This window comes from Desulfarculaceae bacterium (assembly GCA_020444545.1).
Lineage (GTDB): Bacteria > Desulfobacterota > Desulfarculia > Desulfarculales > Desulfarculaceae > Desulfoferula.
This window is the reverse complement of the sequence record JAHLKT010000002.1, coordinates 447,126-464,746: the sequence shown is the minus strand read 5'-3', so window position 1 is coordinate 464,746 and position 17,621 is coordinate 447,126. Positions and strand designations below refer to the sequence as shown.

Sequence of the window (17,621 nt, the reverse complement as noted above, 5' to 3'; positions counted from 1 at the left end):
GTCGTTTCAACTTGGGTCCGGCTTATTGAGCAATGCTGGCGTGAGCCTTTCCATGCATTTTCGCGCTAGAGGGCGCCTTGGCTGAGTGAGCATTCTATGACAAAGGAGCCCGCCGGTTCAACCACAAAAATGTCAAAAATGCTTGTTTTCCCTTACATTGTGAACGACGGTTCAATCAACCAGGAACAGGCTAGTGTACTATCCGACTGAGCGCTCAGTTTTGTTTTGCATGGGCTGTATTTAGGCGTGGCGGCAGGCGGCGGGGAGCCACCATTTCCTGGTGGCGTTTCAAAAATAGATCGTCGGTCATACCGGCCAGGAAGTCTCGCACCACACCGGCCGGTGGGGTTTGGTCGAGGTAATCCGAGTCCAGGTTGGCCAGAAAATCGCCGAACAGAGGGCTTTGTTCCCGCCCGGCCTCCAGGTCGGCCAAAAAGCGCTCGAACATCAGCTCAAAGGCGGCCGCGATCTTGGGGTGCTCGGTCTTTATGACCGGATTGGTGTAGATGCGCTCCAGGTTGAACGCCTTGAGGGCCCCCAGAGCCGACCCCACCGGGGGGCTGAAGGCGATGCGCTCCTGTTCGAGGGAGTGAACCGTCAGGTCTTCCACCAGGCGGTAGACGATGGTTCCGTTGGACTCGCCCAGCACCTCGCGCACCTCCGCTGGCAACTCCCGGCGCTCCACCAGCCCCAGGGCGATGGCGTCCTCCAGGTCGCGGCCCACATAGGCGATGCTGTCGGCCAGGCGCATGAGGCAGCCCTCCAGGGTCATGGGCGTGGTGGAGCGGCGCTCGCCCACGGCCATCTCGGCCATCTCGCGGTCCAACTCCGCGAAACTCTTGCCTCGTTGGGGGGCCAGGCCCACGGTGTGGCTCTCGCCGTCATGGGCCAGCACCCCGTCCAGCACCTGGAGGCTCAGGTTGAGCCCCCTGCCCCCTTTTTCCAGGCGCTCCAAGAAATGCACCGACTGGAGGTTGTGGCGGAAGGGTCCCAAACCATGGGCCACGCACAGGCGGCTCAGGTAGACCTCTCCGTCGTGGCCAAAAGGCGGGTGGCCCAGGTCGTGAGCCAGGGCGATGGCCTCCACCAAATCCTCGTTGAGCCCCAGCATCCGGGCCAGGCCCCGCCCGATCTTGCTCACCAGCTGCACGTGCAGCACCCGGTGGGAGATGTGCTCGTTGTCCACCAGGGAGAAGACCTGGGTCTTGTCGATGTAGCGGGTGTAGGCCAGCGAGTGCAGCACCCGGTCCGCGTCCACCGCGAAAGCCAGGCGGTGGCCCCGCTCGGCCAGGGGGTCTTCGCGCCGCCGCATGGCCTGGGTGCTCAGGCAGGCCCCGGCAAAGAGGGTGTCCTCCTCGCGCTGTTCCAGGCGACGGCGCAGGCCGCGCAGCAGCTCTTCACTCAAGCCTAGTCGCTCCGCTGATCAGGGGGAAAGTCGATACGCTTCCATTCAACCGCCCCGGCCCTGCCCTGTCAAGCGCTCGGAAAAGGCGGCATTTTCTTGCCAGCCGGAGCGAAGCCCTGTAATCTGCGGCGATGATCGTGGCTGCCGACAACCTCACCGCTTCGCGGCCCTCGGTGCGCCGGGCCCTGGAGGAGCGCGACGCCGAGTTCGTGCGCAACCTGTGCGCCGGGCTTCATGAAAAAGGCGCCGCCTGGATCGACCTGAACCCCGGCTTTGTGCCCGCCGCCCGCCGTGCCGAGACCTGGCAGTGGCTGGTGGCCACCGCCGAGGCGGCCAGCCCGGCCAAGCTGATCATAGACGCGGCCGACCCCGCCTCCTTGGAAACAGCGGTGGGCTTCTGCTCGCGGCCGCCGGTGCTCAACATGGCCACGGCCGAGCCCGCCCGCTTGGGCCCGGTCCTGGACATCGCGGCGCACCATCATCTATCGGTGATCGCGGCCACCATGACCGCCACGGTGCCCCTGGAGGTGGAGGAGCGCCTGGCCCTGGCCGCCCTGATCGTGGAAGAGGCGCGGCGCCGGGGCATCGAGGGCCCCCGCCTGATCCTGGACCCCATGGTCATGCCCCTGGCCCTGCAAGGCGGCGAGGCCCACGCGGCGGCGGTGCTGGCCACTTTGCGCGCCCTGCCCCAGGTGTTCGATCCGCCGCCCTACCGGCTCATCGCCCTGAGCAATCTGGTCACGGCCACGGCCGGGGCCAGGGCGGGCTTCGCGGCCGCGCCCTATCTGGCCGCCGCGGCCGGGGCCGGGCTGGAGGTGGCGCTCATGGACGCGGCAGATCCGGAATTGCTGAACACGGCCCGCCTGCTCAAGGTTTTCAGCGGGCACAGCGTGTTCGCGCCGGGGGAGTTCAAATGACCGGCGTCATGGTAGCCTAGGGTTCAAGTGTGTCAAATATGAACGAAGGGCCATTCATCCGGTATAATTTCGCAAAGGCTGCCCTGGCGGGCCGGGGGGATTCTTCCGCCAGCAGCCGATGGTATTCGCTCCGCCGCGACCATGCGGAGCCCCGGCGCAAGGAAACGTCAACATGAAGCTCATCGACACCCACGCACACCTGGACCTGCTCAAGGACCCGGCGGCCGCGTTCGCCCGCGCCCGCGAGGCCGGGGTGGGCCAGATCATCACCATCGGCATCGACCTGCCCAGCTCGCGCAAGGCGGCCGACCTGACCCGCCAGATGCGCGGCGTCTTCTGCACCGTGGGCCTGCATCCCCACGAGGCCGACAAGGTGAAGCCAGACACCTGGGCCGAGATGAAGCTCATGGCCCTCACCGCCTCGGCGGTGGCCATCGGCGAGTGCGGCCTGGACTTCTACCGCAACCTCTCGCCGCGCCACCTCCAGCGCGACGCCTTCCAGGCCCAGATCGAGATGGCCCTGGATTTGGGCCTGCCCCTGGTGGTGCACGACCGCGACGCGCACTCCGAGGTGATGTCCATGCTGGACAAGCTGGGCGCCGAGCGGGTGGGCGGCGTGGTGCACTGCTTCAGCGGCGACGCGGCCATGGCCAAGGACCTGGTGTCCATGGGCTTCTGTATCGGGGTCACCGGGGTGATCTCCTACAAGAACGCCAAGGAGCTGCGCGCCCTGGTCAAGGACGTGCCCCTGACCAAGATACTCATCGAGACCGACTGCCCCTACCTGGCCCCCACACCCCACCGGGGCAAGGACAACGAACCCGCCTACGTGAGCCTGGTGTGCGACGCCCTGGCCAAGGCCCTGGGCCTGCCTTCCGAGGAAGTGGCCCAGACCACGGCGGACAACGCCCGCCGCCTGTTCGGTCTGCCCTATTTGGAGGACTAAGCTTGTATCGCCTCAGTCCGGGGCGCGCCCTGGTGTTGGCCTCGGCCTCGCCCCGGCGGCAGGAGATGCTCGCGCGGGTGGGCCTGGCCTACCGCCTGGCCCCGGCCGAGATCGACGAGGCGCTCCTGCCCGGCGAGAACGCCGAGCAGGCCGCATCCCGCCTGGCCCTGGCCAAGGCCCGGGCCGTGCAGGCCGAGCCCCACGAGGCGGTGCTGGCCGCCGACACCCTGGTGGTGCTGGGCGCGCGCATCATGGGCAAGCCCGAGGACGACGCCGAGGCCCGTGACATGCTGGAGCGCCTCTCCGGGGCCGAGCACCAGGTGCTCACCGGTTTTTGCTTGCGCTATAACGGCTCGGAGCACAGCGGTCTTGGCCGCACCAAGGTGCGCTTCCGCGAGCTGAGCCCCGGCGAGATCGCGGCCTATATCGCCAGCGGCGAACCCAGGGGCAAGGCCGGGGCCTACGCGGTGCAGGGCCTGGGCGCGGCCTTGGTCAAGGAAGTGAGCGGCTCCTACACCAACGTGGTGGGCCTGCCCTTGGCCTCGGTGGTGGAGCTGCTCTTGGCCCAGGGCATCATCGAGCCGCAAGGAGAAAAGGCATGAGCATCGCCGCCAACCTGGCCCGCGTTACCTCCCGCATAGCCCAGGCGGCCAAGGCTTCGGGCCGCAAGCCCGAGCAGGTGCGCCTCATCGCGGTGTCCAAGACCCACCCGGCCGAGGCGGTGAACCAAGCCCTGGCCGCGGGTCAGCTCATCTTCGGCGAAAACTATGTGCAAGAGGCGCAGGACAAGATTCCCGCCGTGGGCCTGGGGGCGTCCTGGCATTTCATCGGGCACTTGCAGAGCAACAAGGCCAAGATCGCGGCCGAGCTTTTCGACGTGATCCAGAGCGTGGACCGCATCAAGCTGGCCAAGGCCCTGGACCGCCACGCCGGCGAGCAGGGCCGCAAGCTGGGGGTGCTCTTGCAGGTCAATGTGGGCGGCGAGGCCCAGAAATCGGGCTGCGAGCCCGGCGAGGCCTTTGCCCTGGCCCAGGCCGTGGCCGAGCTGCCCAACCTGGAGCTCATGGGCCTGATGACCATGCCGCCGTTTTTCAACGACCCCGAGGCGGCCCGGCCCTTTTTCGCCGAGCTGCGCCGCCTGGCTGCCACCCTGGCCCCGGACCTGCCGCCCGGCGCCATGGCCCATCTTTCCATGGGCATGAGCGGCGACTACGAGGCGGCCATCGCCGAGGGGGCCACCCTGGTGCGCGTGGGCACGGCCATCTTCGGCGAGCGCGATTACAGCTAGGCCTCGACCCTTCTCATGTTTCGTTGCCGAATCGGGCGGGGATAAACCCCGCCCCTCCACTAAGAAAAAAGAGGGGTTGTCATTGCGAGGAGCCGCTTTTCAGCGGCGACGCGGCAATCTCTGCCTGCAAGAAACGGGATCGTCCCACCGACACCGCCGAAGAGAATCGCGGCAGCCGGCCGGACCTCTTGTCGCTCCGCGACCCAGACAGCGAGCTGTCTGGGCCAACCAAGGCCTTTCCCTTACCTGCCTCTTCTTCCCTCCCCGAACCGTCTAGGCGAGGCAGCCTTTCCGAGTCTGCGGCCAAGAATCCGCTCCTCGCTATGACAGAAGGAATTGTCGCCAAGATTTCTTGCGGCTACTTTCATTCCAAATTTCCTCCTTATTTCTGTTGCCCCCGACAGCTTGCCCGTCGGGGTCGTCGAGCGAAAGCGAGGCGACAAGAAACCCTGCCATCAGAACGCTCTGCCTATGCCGCACGTCAGTACCCGCCGAAGATCTCTTGCGGCTTCGCCGCCCCGGTAGCATAGCTATCGGGGCCAACAGGGCGTTGCTTGTTGGTGGGCTCTCACCGCAAGCAGCGCAGTCATGGAGCGGGGAAAAGCTTTCCCTGTTCCCTTCCCTCTTTCAAAACTGCTCTTTTCTTTTTCTCTCTATGGCAGATCAGGGAAAGGTTCTAACTCTCCTTCCGAGTCAGCTTGCGGGCCAGGGGCAGGAGCATCTGAGGCGTGAGGTAGATGGGGAACTGGGCCAGGGCGAAGTAGAGCCAGGTCAACTCGGGCAGGGCTCCGCCGGTGGCGGCCAGCATGAGGCCCAGGTTGCGCTGGGCGGACATGAGCCCCAGGGCCAGGGCCCGGTCGCGCCCGGCCCAGAGGAACGCCGCCGCCGTGGAGGCCAGCAGCAAAAAGAACGCCCCGAATGCCAGCACGGTCAGGCCGCTGGAGAGCAGGGGCTTGTCCACGAAAGAGCCGGCCACGTTCTGCATGATGGCGGCCACGAACACGAACAGGGCCAGCACGTTGAAGCCGTCGATCTTCTCGCCGTGGCGGGCGATGGCCACCGGGCCGGCCAGGCGGCGCAGCAGGGTGCCCACCAAGGCCGAGCCTGCCAGGATCAGGGCCAGCTTCAGGCCCAGAGCCAGGGGGTCCAGGGCCAGGCTGGCGTCCATGAAAAAGTGGGCGAACAGGGGCGCGGTGATGGGGATGAGCGCGCTGCTGGCCACCAGGGTGATGAGCACCAGGGTGGCGTCCAGGCCCATGAGCGCGGCCAGGGCGGGCGAGGCCATCATGGGCGAGGCCACCGCCTGCATCATCAGGCCCAGGTACAGGGCGGGCAAGCGCTGGTCCAGGCCGAATGCCCAGCAGGCCAGACCGAAGCCCAGGGGCATGACCAGCATGGTCCAGACCGTGGCCAGAATCACCAGGCGGGGTTTGCCCAGATAGCCGCGCAGCCGGTTGGGGTCCAGGCGCAGGAAAGCGGTGCAGAGCAGCACGAAGACCGCCGCGCTGAGAAAGGGCTTGAACAGCGCGCCCAGGGGCGGCACCGCGATGCCCACGATGACCAGGGCGGTGATGGATCTGGTGCCCTGGCGGCCGATCCAGGCCAGTGCGGCGAATATGGCGCGCAGCGGGTTCACCGGCGGGGCCTGCTCCGAAACGGGTTGTGAGTGGGGCCTAGGCGCTGCGCTGGCGCACGATCTCGAACAGCAGGATTCCGGCGGCCACCGAGGCGTTGAGGCTTTCCACCGTGGGGTCCAGGGGCAGGCTGGCCTGCATGTCGCATTCCTTGAGCAGCCGCGAGCCTACGCCCTTGTGCTCCCCGCCCACCACCAGGGCCAGGGGACGCCGAAGGTCGTGCTCCCAGGGCGGGGGCGCGCCGCGCGTGGCCGCAGCCATGAGCCAGAGCCCCGCGTCCTTGAGCTCCTGGGCCGCGCTGGTCAGGTTGGTCACCCGGGCCACAGGCAAAAAGGAGGCCGCTCCCGCCGCTGCCTTGGCCGCCGCCGGGGTAAGCGGACAGGCCCGGTCCTTGGGGATGACCACGCCCTGGGCCCCGGCCCCGGCGGCCGAGCGCAGGATGGCCCCCAGGTTGTGCGGGTCCTGGATGTGGTCCGCGATCACCACCAAGGCCATGTCGCCCGCGTCCTGGGCGGCGGAGATGATGTAGTCCAGCTCGGCGTAGGCGTGGGCGGCCAGGACCAGGGCCGCACCCTGGTGGGCCGCTCCCTGGGCCAGTTCCTCCAGGCGGGAGCGCGGGGCGCGCCGCACCTTGATGCCCGCGGTCTTGGCCGCCTGGGCCAGCTTGTTCAGGGCGGCGGAGTTGTCCCCGGCGGCCAGGATGAGCTCCGTGGCCGCGCCGGGCCGCTCGCTCAGGGCGGCAGCCACCGCGTGGCGGCCCACGATGGCGTTTTGTTCGGGAGCGCCCATGCTCAGATCGCTAGAAATTCTTCGATGAGTTTTTGGTGGCGCTCGGTGCGGCGGCGGGCGGCGGTGATGATGGCCTTGACCTCGGCCACCGCCTTGTCCAGATCGTCGTTCACCACCAGGTGAGTGTAGTTGGGCGCCTTGCCCACCTCGTAGCGCACCCGCTCCAGGCGTTGGCGCAGGTTGTCCTCTTCCTCGGTGCCCCGCCCGCGCAGGCGCTGCTCCAGAATCTTGGGGCTGGGGGGCAGCAGGAAGATGAACACGCCCCGGGGAAAGCGCTTCTTGAGCTGCTCGGCCCCGTTCACGTCGGTGTCCAGAAACAGGTCTTGCCCCTTTTCCAGGGCCGCGCGGATCACCTTTTCGCTGGTGCCGTAGAGGTTGCCGAAGATCTCCTCGTACTCGGCCATCTCCCCGGCCGCGATGCGGCGCTGAAACTCGGCGCGGTCCACGAAAAAGTAGTCCTTGCCGTCCACCTCGCCGGGGCGGGGCTTTCGGGTGGTCAGGCTGACCGAGTAGGCCAGCTCGGGCATCTCGGCCCGCACCCGCTCGGCGATGGTGCTCTTACCAGCGCCCGGGGGGCCGGAAAGTACGATGATCTGGCCTTGGTCGCTCATGCCGGTTCCTTGTCGCCCAGGTCGATGGGGGTCTCTTCAAAGCTGGTGGATTCGTAGCGCTGGGCCATGGTGTCTGGCTGGATGGCCGAGAGCAAGACGTGCCCCGAGTCGGTCACGATGATGGAGCGGGTGCGGCGGCCCTGGGTGGCGTCCACCAGGCGGCCCGCCTGGCGGGCCTCCTCCCTGAGGCGCTTCATGGGCGCGCTGGCCGGGTTGAGGATGGCCACCACCCTACGGGCGGCCACGTGGTTGCCGAAACCCAGGCTCATCAGCTTGCCAGCCACGGTCCTCCCCTACTCTATGTTCTGCACCTGCTCGCGGATGCGCTCCAGCTCGGCCTTGAGCTCCACGATCACCTGGCCCGCCGCCGCGTCCGGGGTCTTGGAGCCCATGGTGTTGGCCTCGCGGTTCATCTCCTGGAGCAGGAAGTCCAGCTTGCGCCCCACCGGCTCGCCGTTGTCCAAAAAGGCGCGGAACTGCTCGATGTGGCTGGCCGCGCGCACCGCCTCCTCGGTGATGTCCGCCTTGTCGGAGATGATGGCCACTTCCAGGGCCAGGCGCTGAGGGTCGGGCTCGGTGTCCGCGGTGAGCGTGGCGATGCGGTCCTTGAGGCGCTCCTGATAGGCGGCCACCACCTGGGGCGAGCGCGAGGCCGCCTGCTGGTAGAGCGAGCCCACAACCTCCAAACGGGCCCGCAGGTCCTCGGCCAGGGCGTGGCCCTCGGCGGCGCGCATCTGCTCCAGCTCGTCCAGGGCCGCGTTCAGGGCGGGCTCGATCTGGGACCACAGGGCGTCGGGGTTGGGCCCCTCCTCCTGGGTCACGATCAGCTCGCGGTTGTAGAGGAAGGGCATGAGCCCCGGCTCCTGAGTGATGCCCAGCTCGGCTTGCAGCTCGGCCAGCACCCGCTGATACTCGCGCACCAGGGGCTTGTTCAGGGCCAGGCGGGGAGGCGCGCCCACCGCGCCGGTGGAGCCGACGCTAAGGTTCACCCGCCCCCGGGTGAGGCGCGCGCCCACAAACTTCTTGATGCGCTCCTCCAGGGACATGAGCCCCGGGGCCAGGCGCAAATGGAAGTCCAGGTAGCGCGAGTTCACCGTCTTGATCTCGACGGCCCAACTACCCTCTCCCAGATCGCTTTGGCCGCGGCCGTAGCCGGTCATGGACTTGATCAAACCATCTCTCCTTGGCGCCCGGCCCGCCTTAGGCTTTCCAGCAGGCGGGGGCGCATCGAGCCCAGCAGCTCGTTGAGCGGCCCGGCGGCGTAATCCAGATAGGTCCAGGGCAAGGGCTCGTAGGCGCCCTGCCGGAAAAAAAGCGTCACTTCGCCGTGAATCCCCGGGGCCAGCTCCAGGCGGTGGCCGCCGGGTTTGTGGGTGGCCAGGACCAGGGCGTCCTTTCCCAAGAGCCCGGGGTCCAGGTTCACCCGCCGCCGCCCCTCCACGGCCAGCTCGGCCTCCAGCTCCATGCAGCGCCGTTTGATCCCGGCCAGCTCACCGGAGGAGCGCAGGCCGGCGAAGGCAGCCACCCGGCGGGTGAGGCCGGGGCCCATCTCCGGGGCGTAGAAGTCGGCGCCGGGAAAGGCCAGCGGTTCCGAGTAGAATACCACCCGCCCCAGCTCGGAGGCCAGGCGCTTGAGGGCCAGGGCGCGGGGAGCCTCCGGGCCGGCCAGCAAACTGAGCACCAACCGGGAGAGCACCACCGTCTCCGGGCTAGGGCCGGCCCACGCTGTAATAGGTGAAGCCCTTGTCGCGCACCTTGTCCGGGCTGTACACGTTGCGCAGGTCCACCACCACCTTGTCGTGCATCAGCCCGGCCAGGCGCTCCCAGTCCAGGTTGCGGAACTGGTTCCACTCGGTCATGAGCACCAGGCAGTCGGCCTGCTCGGCGGTCTGGTAGGCGTTTTCGCAGGCCACCAGGCCGGGCATCATCTTGCCCGCCTCTTCCAGCCCGGCGGGGTCGTAAGCCCGCACCGTGGCGCCCCGGTCCATGAGCAGGGGCAAAATGCCCAGGCTGGGGGCCTCGCGCATGTCGTCGGTGTTAGGCTTAAAGGTGAGGCCCAGGCAGGCCACGGTCTTGCCCTCGGCGTCGCCGCCCAGGGCCTCCATGATCTTTTCGGCCATCACCCCCCGCTGGCGGCGGTTCACCGCGATCACCGCGTCCACGATTTTGAACTCGTAGCCGTGCTCCCGGGCGATGTGGGCGATGGCCTCGGTGTCCTTGGGAAAGCAGGAGCCGCCGAAGCCGGGCCCGGCGTGCAAAAACTTGGGCCCGATGCGGCGGTCCAGGCCCATGCCCTTGGCCACCAGGTTCACGTCCGCCCCCACCCGCTCGGCGATGTTGGCCATCTCGTTGATGAAGCTGATCTTGGTGGCCAAGAAGGCGTTGGAGGCGTACTTGATCATCTCCGCCGTCTCCACGTTGGTGACGACGAACGGGGTCTCGATGAGGTACAGGGGCGCGTAGAGGTCGCGCATGATGGCCTGGGCCTTCTCGCTGTTGGCCCCCACCACCACCCGGTTGGGCCGCATGAAGTCCTCTATGGCCGAGCCTTCGCGCAAAAACTCGGGGTTGCTGACCACGTCGAAGTCGATGGGCTCCTTCTGGTGCTCTTTGATGATGGCCGCCACCTTCTGGCCGGTGCCCACCGGCACGGTGGATTTGGTCACCACCACCAGATAGTCGGTCATGGTCTGGCCGATGCTCTGTGCAACCTCTTCCACGTACTTGAGGTCGGCCGCGCCGTCGTTGCCCTGGGGGGTGCCCACCGCGATGAAGATGACCAGGGCGTTTTTAAGCCCCTCCTCCAAATCGGTGGTGAAGCTCAGGCGGCCCTCGCGCATGTTCTTGGCCACCATCTCTTCCAGGCCGGGCTCGTAGATGGGCACCTTGCCGTTGTTGAGCATCTCGATCTTGTCCGGCATCTTGTCCACGCAGCAAACGTTGATGCCGAACTCGGCGAAGCAGGCCCCGGTAACCAGGCCAACGTAGCCAACTCCCACCATGCAAATATTCATAAGACCATTCCCGTCATCGAATAGCGCCCTCGGGCGCGGTGATAATCCCTTTTCAAGCGCGGCGCTTGGCCAGCTCGCGCCCCCCCAGGGCCAGCCCGGCCAGCAGCCAGAACATCATTCCCGTGTCGTCCACGAAGAAGTCGTCGAACAGGTTGCGCACTGCGAAGCCGATAACCACGGCCACCACGGCCGCGCCGAAGGCCGTGGCCGTCTGGCCGGTGGCCGGCGGCGAATGGGGCCACAGGGCCCAGACCAAGACCCCCATGATCAGCAAGATGGCGATGAGCCCCTGCACTCCCAGCTGGAGGGTCAGGTCCACGAAGGTGTTGTGCGCGTGCCACAACAGCGGCTGGTGGGTGCGGCGGAACTCGGGGTAGGCCTTGGAAAAGCTGTGCCGCCCCAAGCCGATGCCCTGGAAGGGGTCTTGCTTGATCTGGCGCCAGGAGTGCCGCCAGGCGGCCAGGAGGTCTCCGGCCGTGCCCCCGGTCTTGAGGGGGTTCTTGACCAGCATGGACCAGTCCTCGCCGTGGCGCGAACCGGGCGCGGCCAAAAGCGCCCCGGCGATCAGCACCGCCGCGACCATCACCACCAGGGCCATGCGCAGCCTGCGCCGCGCCATCATCACCAGACACACCGCCGCCTGCAAGAGCATGGCCAGCCAGGCGGCCCGGTTGTAGGTGGTGTAGGCCAACAGCCCGGTGCAAACGATCAGAGCCAGCCAGAGAGTCTTGGCCCAGGCCGCGTCCCAGATGAGCGGGGCCAGGAGCAAGAAGGGCCACACCAGCACCAAATAGGTGCCCAGAGAGCCATAGCCGCTGTGCAGGCCCCCGGCGCGCACCGCGTGGTTGGCCAGGGAGCCGCCTTCCTGAAAAAAGAGCACCACCCCGGCCAGGGACATCACCCCCAGGCCGATGAGGATCATGCCCCAGCATTGCTCCAGGTTCTCTTCGTCCAGGATCAGGTGCACCCCGCCGTAAAAGATCAACAGGCCCTTGAGCAGTTCGCCCCGTAGCTCCTTGAGGGTGTAGGCCATGTCCACCGCGCTGAACAGGCTGAACACCGCGCAGGCCACGTAAAAGAACAGGGGCCAGAAGAGCACCGTGGGCCGAAAGTCCACCGAGCCCCGGGCCCACATGAACAGGGCCAGAAAGAACACCATGCCCACCACCGCGATCTCGCGGGCGGCGGTCACCGCCTCCAGGGGCAGGATGAAGATAAGGCTCAGGGCGAAGACGCGGGCCAGGCGGTAGAACCACTCGGCCAGAGCCGGGCGCTCCCTAAAGAGCGCCGATGGGCGGGCAGCGGTCATCAAGCCAAGTACCTGCCCTCTTGAGCCAACTTGACCAGATGGCCCAGACCGGCGCGGAAGTCCACGGTGACCTCATAGCCCAGCAGTTCGCGGGCCTTGGTCAGGTCGGCCAGGCTGTAGGCCACGTCCCCGGCCCGGGGGTCCAGGAACTCGGGCTCCAGGCGCACCCCGGTGAGGCGCATCAGGATGTCCAGGAGATCCAAGAGGTCGTGGCTCACCCCGGCGGCCACGTTGATGGCCTGACCGGCGGCCTGGGGCGCGGTGCAGGCGGCCAGGTTGGCTTGCACCACGTTGTCGATATAGGTGAAGTCGCGGCTCTGCCTACCGTTGCCGTGCACCGGGGGCCGCTCGCCCTCCATGAGGCAGAACAGGAACTTGGGGATCACCGCCGCGTAGGGCGAGTTGGGATCTTGGCGCGGCCCGAAGATGTTGAAGTAGCGCAAGCACACCGTCTCCAGGCCGTAGACGGCATAAAAAGCGGCGGCGTAGTGCTCCATGGACACCTTGGAGGCGGCGTAGGGGCTCATGGGCCGGGGCGGCAGGGTCTCCACCTTGGGCGCGTCCGGCGGCTCCACGTTGCCGTAGACCGAGGAGCTGGAGGCCATGACCACCCGCTTGGCTCCGGCCTCCTTGGCCGCGTAGAGCACGTTCAGGCTGCCCTTGACGTTGACCTCGTTGGTGGCCAGGGGGTTCTCGATGGAGCGGGGCACGCTGGCCCGGGCCGCCTGGTGCAAAACGTAATCCACCCCGTCGCAGGCCCGCTGGCAGGTGTCCAGGTCGCGGATATCGCCCTCGATGAACTCCAGAGCGCCCGGCCCCCCGGAGGCGGGCTCCAGATTTTCGCGGTGGCCGGTGGCCAGGTTGTCCAGCACGCGCACCGAGTGGCCGTCCTTGACCAGGGTTTCGGCCAAATGGGAGCCGATAAAACCGGCTCCGCCGGTGATCAGGTATGTGGACATCAGGCCTTGCTCCGTGGTCTGGGGGCCAGGGAATCGCGGCACCGGGTTAAAGCCATGGGGTCCGGTACTCTCAATCGTTCAAAGGAGAAGCCGGCAGCCGCTCCAGGGCGGCCAGCAACTCTTCCACCGTTATGGGGGCGATGGGGCCGGTGGCTCCCAACACCTCGCAGGGCACGCCCCAGGGCCGCCAGTTGCACAAGGGGGTGGAGGACCACATCACCACCAGAGGCCGATGCACCGCCGCGGCAAAATGCATGGGCCCCCCCTCGGGGGTGATGAAGGCCCGGCCGGCGGCGATGGCCGCGGCAAAGTCCTTGAGGCTGGGCGAGGCGAACACCGGCACCTCGGGTTTCAGCCCTGACAGTATACCCGACACCCACTCCTTGTCGCCCGGGGCATGGGTGACAATTAGGCCCTCCGGCCGCCGGGCCAGCTCCCCGGCCAGGCGGCGGTACTTCTCGTCGGGCCAGGTGCACTCCGGGCGGTAGGCCCAACGGGTGATGTTCAATACCACCGGGGGCCGGGCCGGGTCCAGACCACAACTGACCAGGAATTCCGCCACCTTGTCCTTGGAGGCCTGGGGTATTTCCAGATATAGCCTACCGGGCTGGCTGTCAAGGCCGATGTACCTGAGCAACGCCATGCAGCGCAGCACCTCATGATCGTCCTTGGGCGGCCAGGGCGCGGGCAGGTTGTAGTAAAAGCCCAGGCGCTTTCGCTTGCCCCGCGCCTCGGGCCCCAGGCGCCAGCGCGCCCCGGAGGCATAGGCCAGCCAGGCCTGGGAGGGCGAAAAGCTGTCGCGAAAGGCCACGGCCAGATCGAAACGCCGGGCCCGCGCCGCGCGCAGCATGGCCCCCATGCGCTGGTAGGACTCCAGGGCCCCAAAGTGCTTGTGCTTGGCCTTGGGGTAGACCAAAAGCTCGTCCAGAGCCGGGTGCCCCTCTATGGCCTGCTGGCTAAGGGTGCAAACCATGGCCGCCAGATGGGCCCGGGGAAAGGCCTCGCGCAGGGCCTGGATGGCCGGGGTGGTGCAGAGCACGTCGCCGATGTTGTCGTTGCGCACCACCAGGATGCTCTTCACCCGGGCGGGGTCAAAGGGGCCGGGGTCGTCGCGCAGGCGTCCCAGCACCAGGGGGTTCAATATGCCGGCAAGCACGGACACGGACCAGCTCAGGCCTCCAGCTCCAGCATTTCGCCGGCTGCCTCGATGACCATATCCTCGGTGAGTTGGTCCATGCAGAAGGGGTCTTGGCAGCCCTTTTCCAGGCAGGGGTCGCAGGTGGCCTGCACCTTGATCACCCGGTCGCGGGGGCCGCGAGGGCCCACCTTCACCGGGTCGGTGGGGCCGAAGAGCCCCAGCACCGGGGTCTGCACCGCCTGCCCCAAATGCAAGGGGCCGGTGTCGTTGCTGATTACCAGGTCCAAGCGGCTGAGCACCGCGCCCAGCAGGCGCAGGCCCAAGTTGTAGCCCCGGTGGAAGGCGTGGCCGGCGATCTCGTCGGCCCGGCGGGCCAGATCCTTTTCGGCCGCGTCGCCTATGTAGATGACCTCGATGCCCTGCTTGCGCAGGCTGGCCGCCACCCGGCCGAAGCGCTCCGCCGGCCAGCGGCGGTAGCCCGCCGAGGCCCCCAGCACCAGGCCCACCCGGGGGCGGCCGCTGGCCATGCCCAGCTCGCGCAGCCATTTCTCGGCCGACTCGGCCTCCTGGGGCCGGAGGAACATGCGCATGAAACGGTCCTGGGGCTGGATCTCGGCCCCGGCCCACTGGGCCAGGCGCAGGCGCTCGTCCACCGCGTGCACCTTGGGATTGCGCGGCAGGGCGGTCAGCTTGAGATCCGGCCGGTCCCAGCCTTGGATGTTCACCGCGCGATTGTAGCGCAAACGGGGCATTAGCTTAATCAGGTCGTCGTTGGCGTGCAACACCACCAGGCTCTCATAGCGCCGCGAGGCCAGGGCAGCGGCCAGGTAGGTGCGGCTCAGGGGGTTGTTGCGGTAGGGGAAGACCTGGTGCAGGTAAGGGTTCTCGCGCAGCAGGGGGCGGCGCTTCTGGTGCACCAGCACGTCCACGTCGAAACGCCGTCCCATGGCGATGAGCGCCGGGCTGCAAAACATGGTGTCGCCGATGGCCGTGGTGCAGGCGGCCAATACCCTGGGCCGGTTCATGCTGTGATCCGCCTCCCCTGTTGCCGACAGCGCATAAGCGGTTGATCCTCCCCGCGAAGTGATTGCCAAATATAGCATTACCGTAATGATTTATCCATGGCGGCCGCGCGGAGGGCGCATCCGGGCCTTAGGTGGGGCAGCGGCGCGGCTTGGCGGCAAGCATGGGCCGGAAAGGCGGAAGCAATGACGCTATTTATTTAGTAATTATGGTTTATTCTTTTGTTTATTTAATAATTTACTTTAATTTGCATAGGCCGCTTCAAAGAGCCGCATCCTCGATCAGGGCCATGGTCTGGTCCAGCCAGGCGGCCTGGCCGGGCACCGGCGAGGCAAAGCCCTTGGCCAGGCCCAGGGCCTTGCGGCAGGCCTGGGCCAGGGCGTCCACTTCCTTGGCCGCCGGAACCACCGCGCCGCTGAGTCCCTCCTCCACCAGCTCGCTGGCCCCGGCCGCGCGGGTGGTCACCACCGGGGTGCCGGTGGCCAATGCCTCCAGGCAGGCGATGGAGCAAGGATCGTAGATGGTGGGCAGCACCAGGGCGTCGGCCGCGGCCAGCAAGGGGGCCACTTTGGCTTGCAAACCCAAAAAGCGGGCCCGCTCTCCCACCCCCAGCTTGGCGGCCTTGGCCTGCCAGGCGGCTGGCTTGTCGCGCCCCGCGATCATGAGCACGGCGTCCGGCACCTTGGCCAGGGCGGCCAGGGCGAACTCCAGGCCCTTGCGCTCCCAGCCCGAGCCCAGGAACAACAGCGCGGGCCGGCCGGGCTCCAGGCCCAGCTCCGTGCGGGCCTGCTCCCTAAAGGCCGCCTCGCGGGCAGGGGCCAGCTCCGCCTCGTCCACCGCGTTGTAGATCACCCTGAGCTTGTTTTCAGGGACTTGATAGAAGCGCTGAAGCTCCTGGGCCACCATCCGGCTGATGGCGATGACCCAGCGCAACTGGGGCGCGGCCAGGGTGCGGCGCTCCAAATCCAACAGGGCGCGGTGCTTGGGGTTCAGGCCGAAGCTCAGGCGCTTGAGCCGCCCCTCGTAGGGCGCGCGGCGCTCCAGCCAGGCGGCGTGCACCCCGTCGCCGGCCCGGAACACCGGGCTGCCCGGCACCCGCTCCATGCTCAGGAAGGAGTCCAGGCCCAAGCCTTGCGCGCTCTTTAGCGCCGCTTGAGCCCAGGGCGTGGGCTGGGCCGGGGCCACCTGGTGCAGCTCCACGCCCTCGGGCGGCTCGCCCTGCCAGGCCGAGGCCACCACGTGCACCTCGTGCCCCCGGGCCACCAGGCCCCGGGCCAAGAGCCCCAGCACCCGCTCGGCCCCGCCGGTGAGGTCGTATTTGTAGCGGATCAGCCCCAAACGCATGGTCAGGCCGTCCCGGCCAAAAGGCGGTCCGCCGCCTGGGTAACGCGCTCCAAAGGCATCTCTTCCAAGCAGCGGCTCTTCTTGCTGCCCTGGCAGCCGTCGCGGCCGCAGGGATGGTCGGGGCAGTCGCCCACCAGCACCTCGGCCGGGCAGTGCCAGGGGCCCCACATCGCCTCGCCCGAGGGCCCGAACATGGTCAGCACCGGCACCTGGAGCGCGGCTGCCATGTGCATGGGCGCGCTGTCCACGCCCGCGAAGAGCCGCGCCGAAGCGATGAGCCCGCCCAAGACGTACAGGTCCAGCTGGCCGCTCAGGTCCAAGCTTATGGCCTCGGGCGGGGTCAGGGCCTTGATGCGCCCCACCAGCTCCAGCTCCTTGGCGTCCGGCCCGGTGGTGAGCACCACCTTGAGCCCCTGGGCCGCCAGATGGGCGATGAGCCCGGCGTTGCCCTCGGGCGTCCAGGACTTGAACATCCAGCGCGAGGTGGGGTGCACCAGGGCGTACTCGCCCTGCCCTATTCCGGCCTGGTCCAGCAGCTGGTTGGTTTTGGCCCGGGCCTCGGCCCCGGGCTCGAACTTGAGCGCCGTGTCCTTCGGCGTGATGCCCAGCGCCTCCACCTGGCGCAGGAAAGCCTGAACCATGTGGTGCTCATCGTCCCAGCGCGGGGCCAGATGGGTGAAGGCCCGTCCCCGCAGGCGCGGCTTTTTGGGCCGGAAACCCACCCGGGTGGGCGCTCCGCTGATCCAGGCCAAAAAGGCCCCCCGGTCGCCCTCGGCCAGCTCCAGGGCCAGGTCGTAGTGGGTGGAGCGCAAGGCGGCCAGGAAACCGGCCTGCCAGGCCAGCTCGGCCAGGCGCGACACATGTTCCCGCTTGAGCACCAGCACCTTGTCGATGAGGGGGTTGTGCTCCACCATGGCCTCGGTGCCCTGGTTGACCAGCATGTGCACGGCCAGCCCGGGCCAGGCCTCCTTGAGGGCCGTGGCCACCGGCGAGGCCACCAGCACGTCGCCGATGTGCCCCAGCTTGATCACCAGGGCCCGGCGGGGAGCTGGTTGGATTAGCGCCATGCTCAATCTTCCAGGGGGGAGGCCTCTTCGGGCAGCATCACCGGGATGTCGTCTTGCACGGGATAGCGCAGGCCGCAGGCGCGGCAGACCAGCCAGGCCTGGTCCGGGGTGGGCTCCACCGGCCCTTTGCACTGGGGGCAGGCCAGGATTTCCAACAGCTCCGGGCTAAGGGCCATG

At 67.7% G+C, this 17,621-nt stretch carries 19 protein-coding genes; 4 read left to right on the top strand and 15 right to left on the bottom strand.

The features are described 5' to 3' along the window. Positions 1–214: 214 nt before the first annotated feature. Positions 215–1,312, bottom strand: a complete 1,098-nt coding sequence (locus tag KQH53_06580) for an HD domain-containing protein (protein MCB2226329.1) — start codon at positions 1,310–1,312, stop codon at positions 215–217. A gap of 230 nt (positions 1,313–1,542) precedes the next feature. Between KQH53_06580 and KQH53_06575 the strand changes: the two genes are divergently transcribed. From KQH53_06575 to KQH53_06560, 4 genes are all read left to right on the top strand, one after another. Next, positions 1,543–2,322, top strand: a complete 780-nt coding sequence (locus KQH53_06575) for a dihydropteroate synthase (protein MCB2226328.1) — start codon at positions 1,543–1,545, stop codon at positions 2,320–2,322. Between the two features lie 172 nt (positions 2,323–2,494). Further along, positions 2,495–3,268 carry a TatD family hydrolase gene (locus tag KQH53_06570; GenBank protein ID MCB2226327.1) on the top strand — a complete coding sequence of 258 codons (774 nt, stop codon included), beginning with the start codon at positions 2,495–2,497 and terminating at the stop codon, positions 3,266–3,268. A 2-nt stretch (positions 3,269–3,270) separates the two neighbouring features. Then, positions 3,271–3,870 carry a septum formation inhibitor Maf gene (maf, locus tag KQH53_06565; protein ID MCB2226326.1) on the top strand — a complete coding sequence of 200 codons (600 nt, stop codon included), beginning with the start codon at positions 3,271–3,273 and terminating at the stop codon, positions 3,868–3,870. Continuing rightward, positions 3,867–4,556 (top strand): YggS family pyridoxal phosphate-dependent enzyme, encoded by a 690-nt coding sequence (locus KQH53_06560; GenBank protein MCB2226325.1) that lies wholly within the window; start codon positions 3,867–3,869, stop codon positions 4,554–4,556. Before maf ends, KQH53_06560 begins: the two co-directional genes overlap by 4 nt. Positions 4,557–5,232: 676 nt before the next feature. Here KQH53_06560 and KQH53_06555 read toward each other — a convergent pair. The 14 genes from KQH53_06555 to KQH53_06490 all read right to left on the bottom strand — a co-directional run bounded on the left by KQH53_06555 (position 5,233) and on the right by KQH53_06490 (position 17,620). After that, positions 5,233–6,192, bottom strand: a complete 960-nt coding sequence (locus KQH53_06555; GenBank protein ID MCB2226324.1) for a hypothetical protein — start codon at positions 6,190–6,192, stop codon at positions 5,233–5,235. 37 nt (positions 6,193–6,229) lie between these two features. After that, positions 6,230–6,979 carry a 23S rRNA (guanosine(2251)-2'-O)-methyltransferase RlmB gene (rlmB, locus tag KQH53_06550; GenBank protein MCB2226323.1) on the bottom strand — a complete coding sequence of 250 codons (750 nt, stop codon included), beginning with the start codon at positions 6,977–6,979 and terminating at the stop codon, positions 6,230–6,232. A gap of 2 nt (positions 6,980–6,981) precedes the next feature. Beyond that, positions 6,982–7,590 (bottom strand): guanylate kinase, encoded by a 609-nt coding sequence (gene gmk / locus KQH53_06545; GenBank protein MCB2226322.1) that lies wholly within the window; start codon positions 7,588–7,590, stop codon positions 6,982–6,984. Beyond that, a complete protein-coding gene (locus KQH53_06540; GenBank protein ID MCB2226321.1) occupies positions 7,587–7,874 on the bottom strand; it encodes a DUF370 domain-containing protein in 288 nt (95 codons plus the stop codon). The genes gmk and KQH53_06540 overlap by 4 nt, the downstream gene beginning before the upstream one ends. Positions 7,875–7,883: 9 nt before the next feature. Beyond that, positions 7,884–8,762, bottom strand: a complete 879-nt coding sequence (locus KQH53_06535) for a YicC family protein (GenBank protein ID MCB2226320.1) — start codon at positions 8,760–8,762, stop codon at positions 7,884–7,886. Further along, the gene (locus KQH53_06530) at positions 8,759–9,286 is read right to left on the bottom strand and encodes a DUF4416 family protein (protein MCB2226319.1); all 528 of its coding nucleotides are present in this window, start codon (positions 9,284–9,286) and stop codon (positions 8,759–8,761) included. Before KQH53_06530 ends, KQH53_06535 begins: the two co-directional genes overlap by 4 nt. Before the next feature lie 13 nt (positions 9,287–9,299). Continuing rightward, positions 9,300–10,604, bottom strand: a complete 1,305-nt coding sequence (locus KQH53_06525; GenBank protein ID MCB2226318.1) for a UDP-glucose/GDP-mannose dehydrogenase family protein — start codon at positions 10,602–10,604, stop codon at positions 9,300–9,302. A 52-nt stretch (positions 10,605–10,656) separates the two neighbouring features. Beyond that, the gene (locus KQH53_06520) at positions 10,657–11,913 is read right to left on the bottom strand and encodes an O-antigen ligase family protein (protein ID MCB2226317.1); all 1,257 of its coding nucleotides are present in this window, start codon (positions 11,911–11,913) and stop codon (positions 10,657–10,659) included. Next, the gene (locus KQH53_06515; protein ID MCB2226316.1) at positions 11,913–12,872 is read right to left on the bottom strand and encodes an SDR family oxidoreductase; all 960 of its coding nucleotides are present in this window, start codon (positions 12,870–12,872) and stop codon (positions 11,913–11,915) included. The genes KQH53_06520 and KQH53_06515 overlap by 1 nt, the downstream gene beginning before the upstream one ends. A 70-nt stretch (positions 12,873–12,942) precedes the next feature. Further along, positions 12,943–14,034: a glycosyltransferase family 9 protein gene (locus tag KQH53_06510; protein MCB2226315.1), complete on the bottom strand. Its 1,092-nt coding sequence runs from the start codon at positions 14,032–14,034 to the stop codon at positions 12,943–12,945. Positions 14,035–14,042: 8 nt separating this feature from the next. Further along, a complete protein-coding gene (locus KQH53_06505; protein ID MCB2226314.1) occupies positions 14,043–15,035 on the bottom strand; it encodes a glycosyltransferase family 9 protein in 993 nt (330 codons plus the stop codon). Positions 15,036–15,294: 259 nt separating this feature from the next. Further along, positions 15,295–16,377 (bottom strand): glycosyltransferase family 4 protein, encoded by a 1,083-nt coding sequence (locus KQH53_06500; protein MCB2226313.1) that lies wholly within the window; start codon positions 16,375–16,377, stop codon positions 15,295–15,297. Between the two features lie 2 nt (positions 16,378–16,379). Continuing rightward, on the bottom strand, positions 16,380–17,444 hold the full coding sequence (gene rfaQ / locus KQH53_06495) for a putative lipopolysaccharide heptosyltransferase III (GenBank protein MCB2226312.1): 1,065 nt from the start codon (positions 17,442–17,444) through the stop codon (positions 16,380–16,382). Between the two features lie 2 nt (positions 17,445–17,446). After that, on the bottom strand, positions 17,447–17,620 hold the full coding sequence (locus KQH53_06490; GenBank protein ID MCB2226311.1) for a Trm112 family protein: 174 nt from the start codon (positions 17,618–17,620) through the stop codon (positions 17,447–17,449). Between the last annotated feature and the right edge of the window lies 1 nt (position 17,621).

What these genes read in the sequence shown, in the direction of transcription:
- KQH53_06520 (MCB2226317.1), bottom strand. Translation starts at nt 11,913, where the DNA reads ATGACCGCTGCCCGCCCATCGGCGCTCTTTAGGGAGCGCCCGGCTCTG.
- gmk (MCB2226322.1), bottom strand. Translation starts at nt 7,590, where the DNA reads ATGAGCGACCAAGGCCAGATCATCGTACTTTCCGGCCCCCCGGGCGCT.
- KQH53_06560 (MCB2226325.1), top strand. Translation starts at nt 3,867, where the DNA reads ATGAGCATCGCCGCCAACCTGGCCCGCGTTACCTCCCGCATAGCCCAG.
- KQH53_06515 (MCB2226316.1), bottom strand. Translation starts at nt 12,872, where the DNA reads ATGTCCACATACCTGATCACCGGCGGAGCCGGTTTTATCGGCTCCCAT.
- KQH53_06505 (MCB2226314.1), bottom strand. Translation starts at nt 15,035, where the DNA reads ATGAACCGGCCCAGGGTATTGGCCGCCTGCACCACGGCCATCGGCGAC.
- KQH53_06570 (MCB2226327.1), top strand. Translation starts at nt 2,495, where the DNA reads ATGAAGCTCATCGACACCCACGCACACCTGGACCTGCTCAAGGACCCG.
- rlmB (MCB2226323.1), bottom strand. Translation starts at nt 6,979, where the DNA reads ATGGGCGCTCCCGAACAAAACGCCATCGTGGGCCGCCACGCGGTGGCT.
- KQH53_06525 (MCB2226318.1), bottom strand. Translation starts at nt 10,604, where the DNA reads ATGAATATTTGCATGGTGGGAGTTGGCTACGTTGGCCTGGTTACCGGG.
- rfaQ (MCB2226312.1), bottom strand. Translation starts at nt 17,444, where the DNA reads ATGGCGCTAATCCAACCAGCTCCCCGCCGGGCCCTGGTGATCAAGCTG.
- KQH53_06500 (MCB2226313.1), bottom strand. Translation starts at nt 16,377, where the DNA reads ATGCGTTTGGGGCTGATCCGCTACAAATACGACCTCACCGGCGGGGCC.
- KQH53_06580 (MCB2226329.1), bottom strand. Translation starts at nt 1,312, where the DNA reads ATGCGGCGGCGCGAAGACCCCCTGGCCGAGCGGGGCCACCGCCTGGCT.
- KQH53_06490 (MCB2226311.1), bottom strand. Translation starts at nt 17,620, where the DNA reads ATGGCCCTTAGCCCGGAGCTGTTGGAAATCCTGGCCTGCCCCCAGTGC.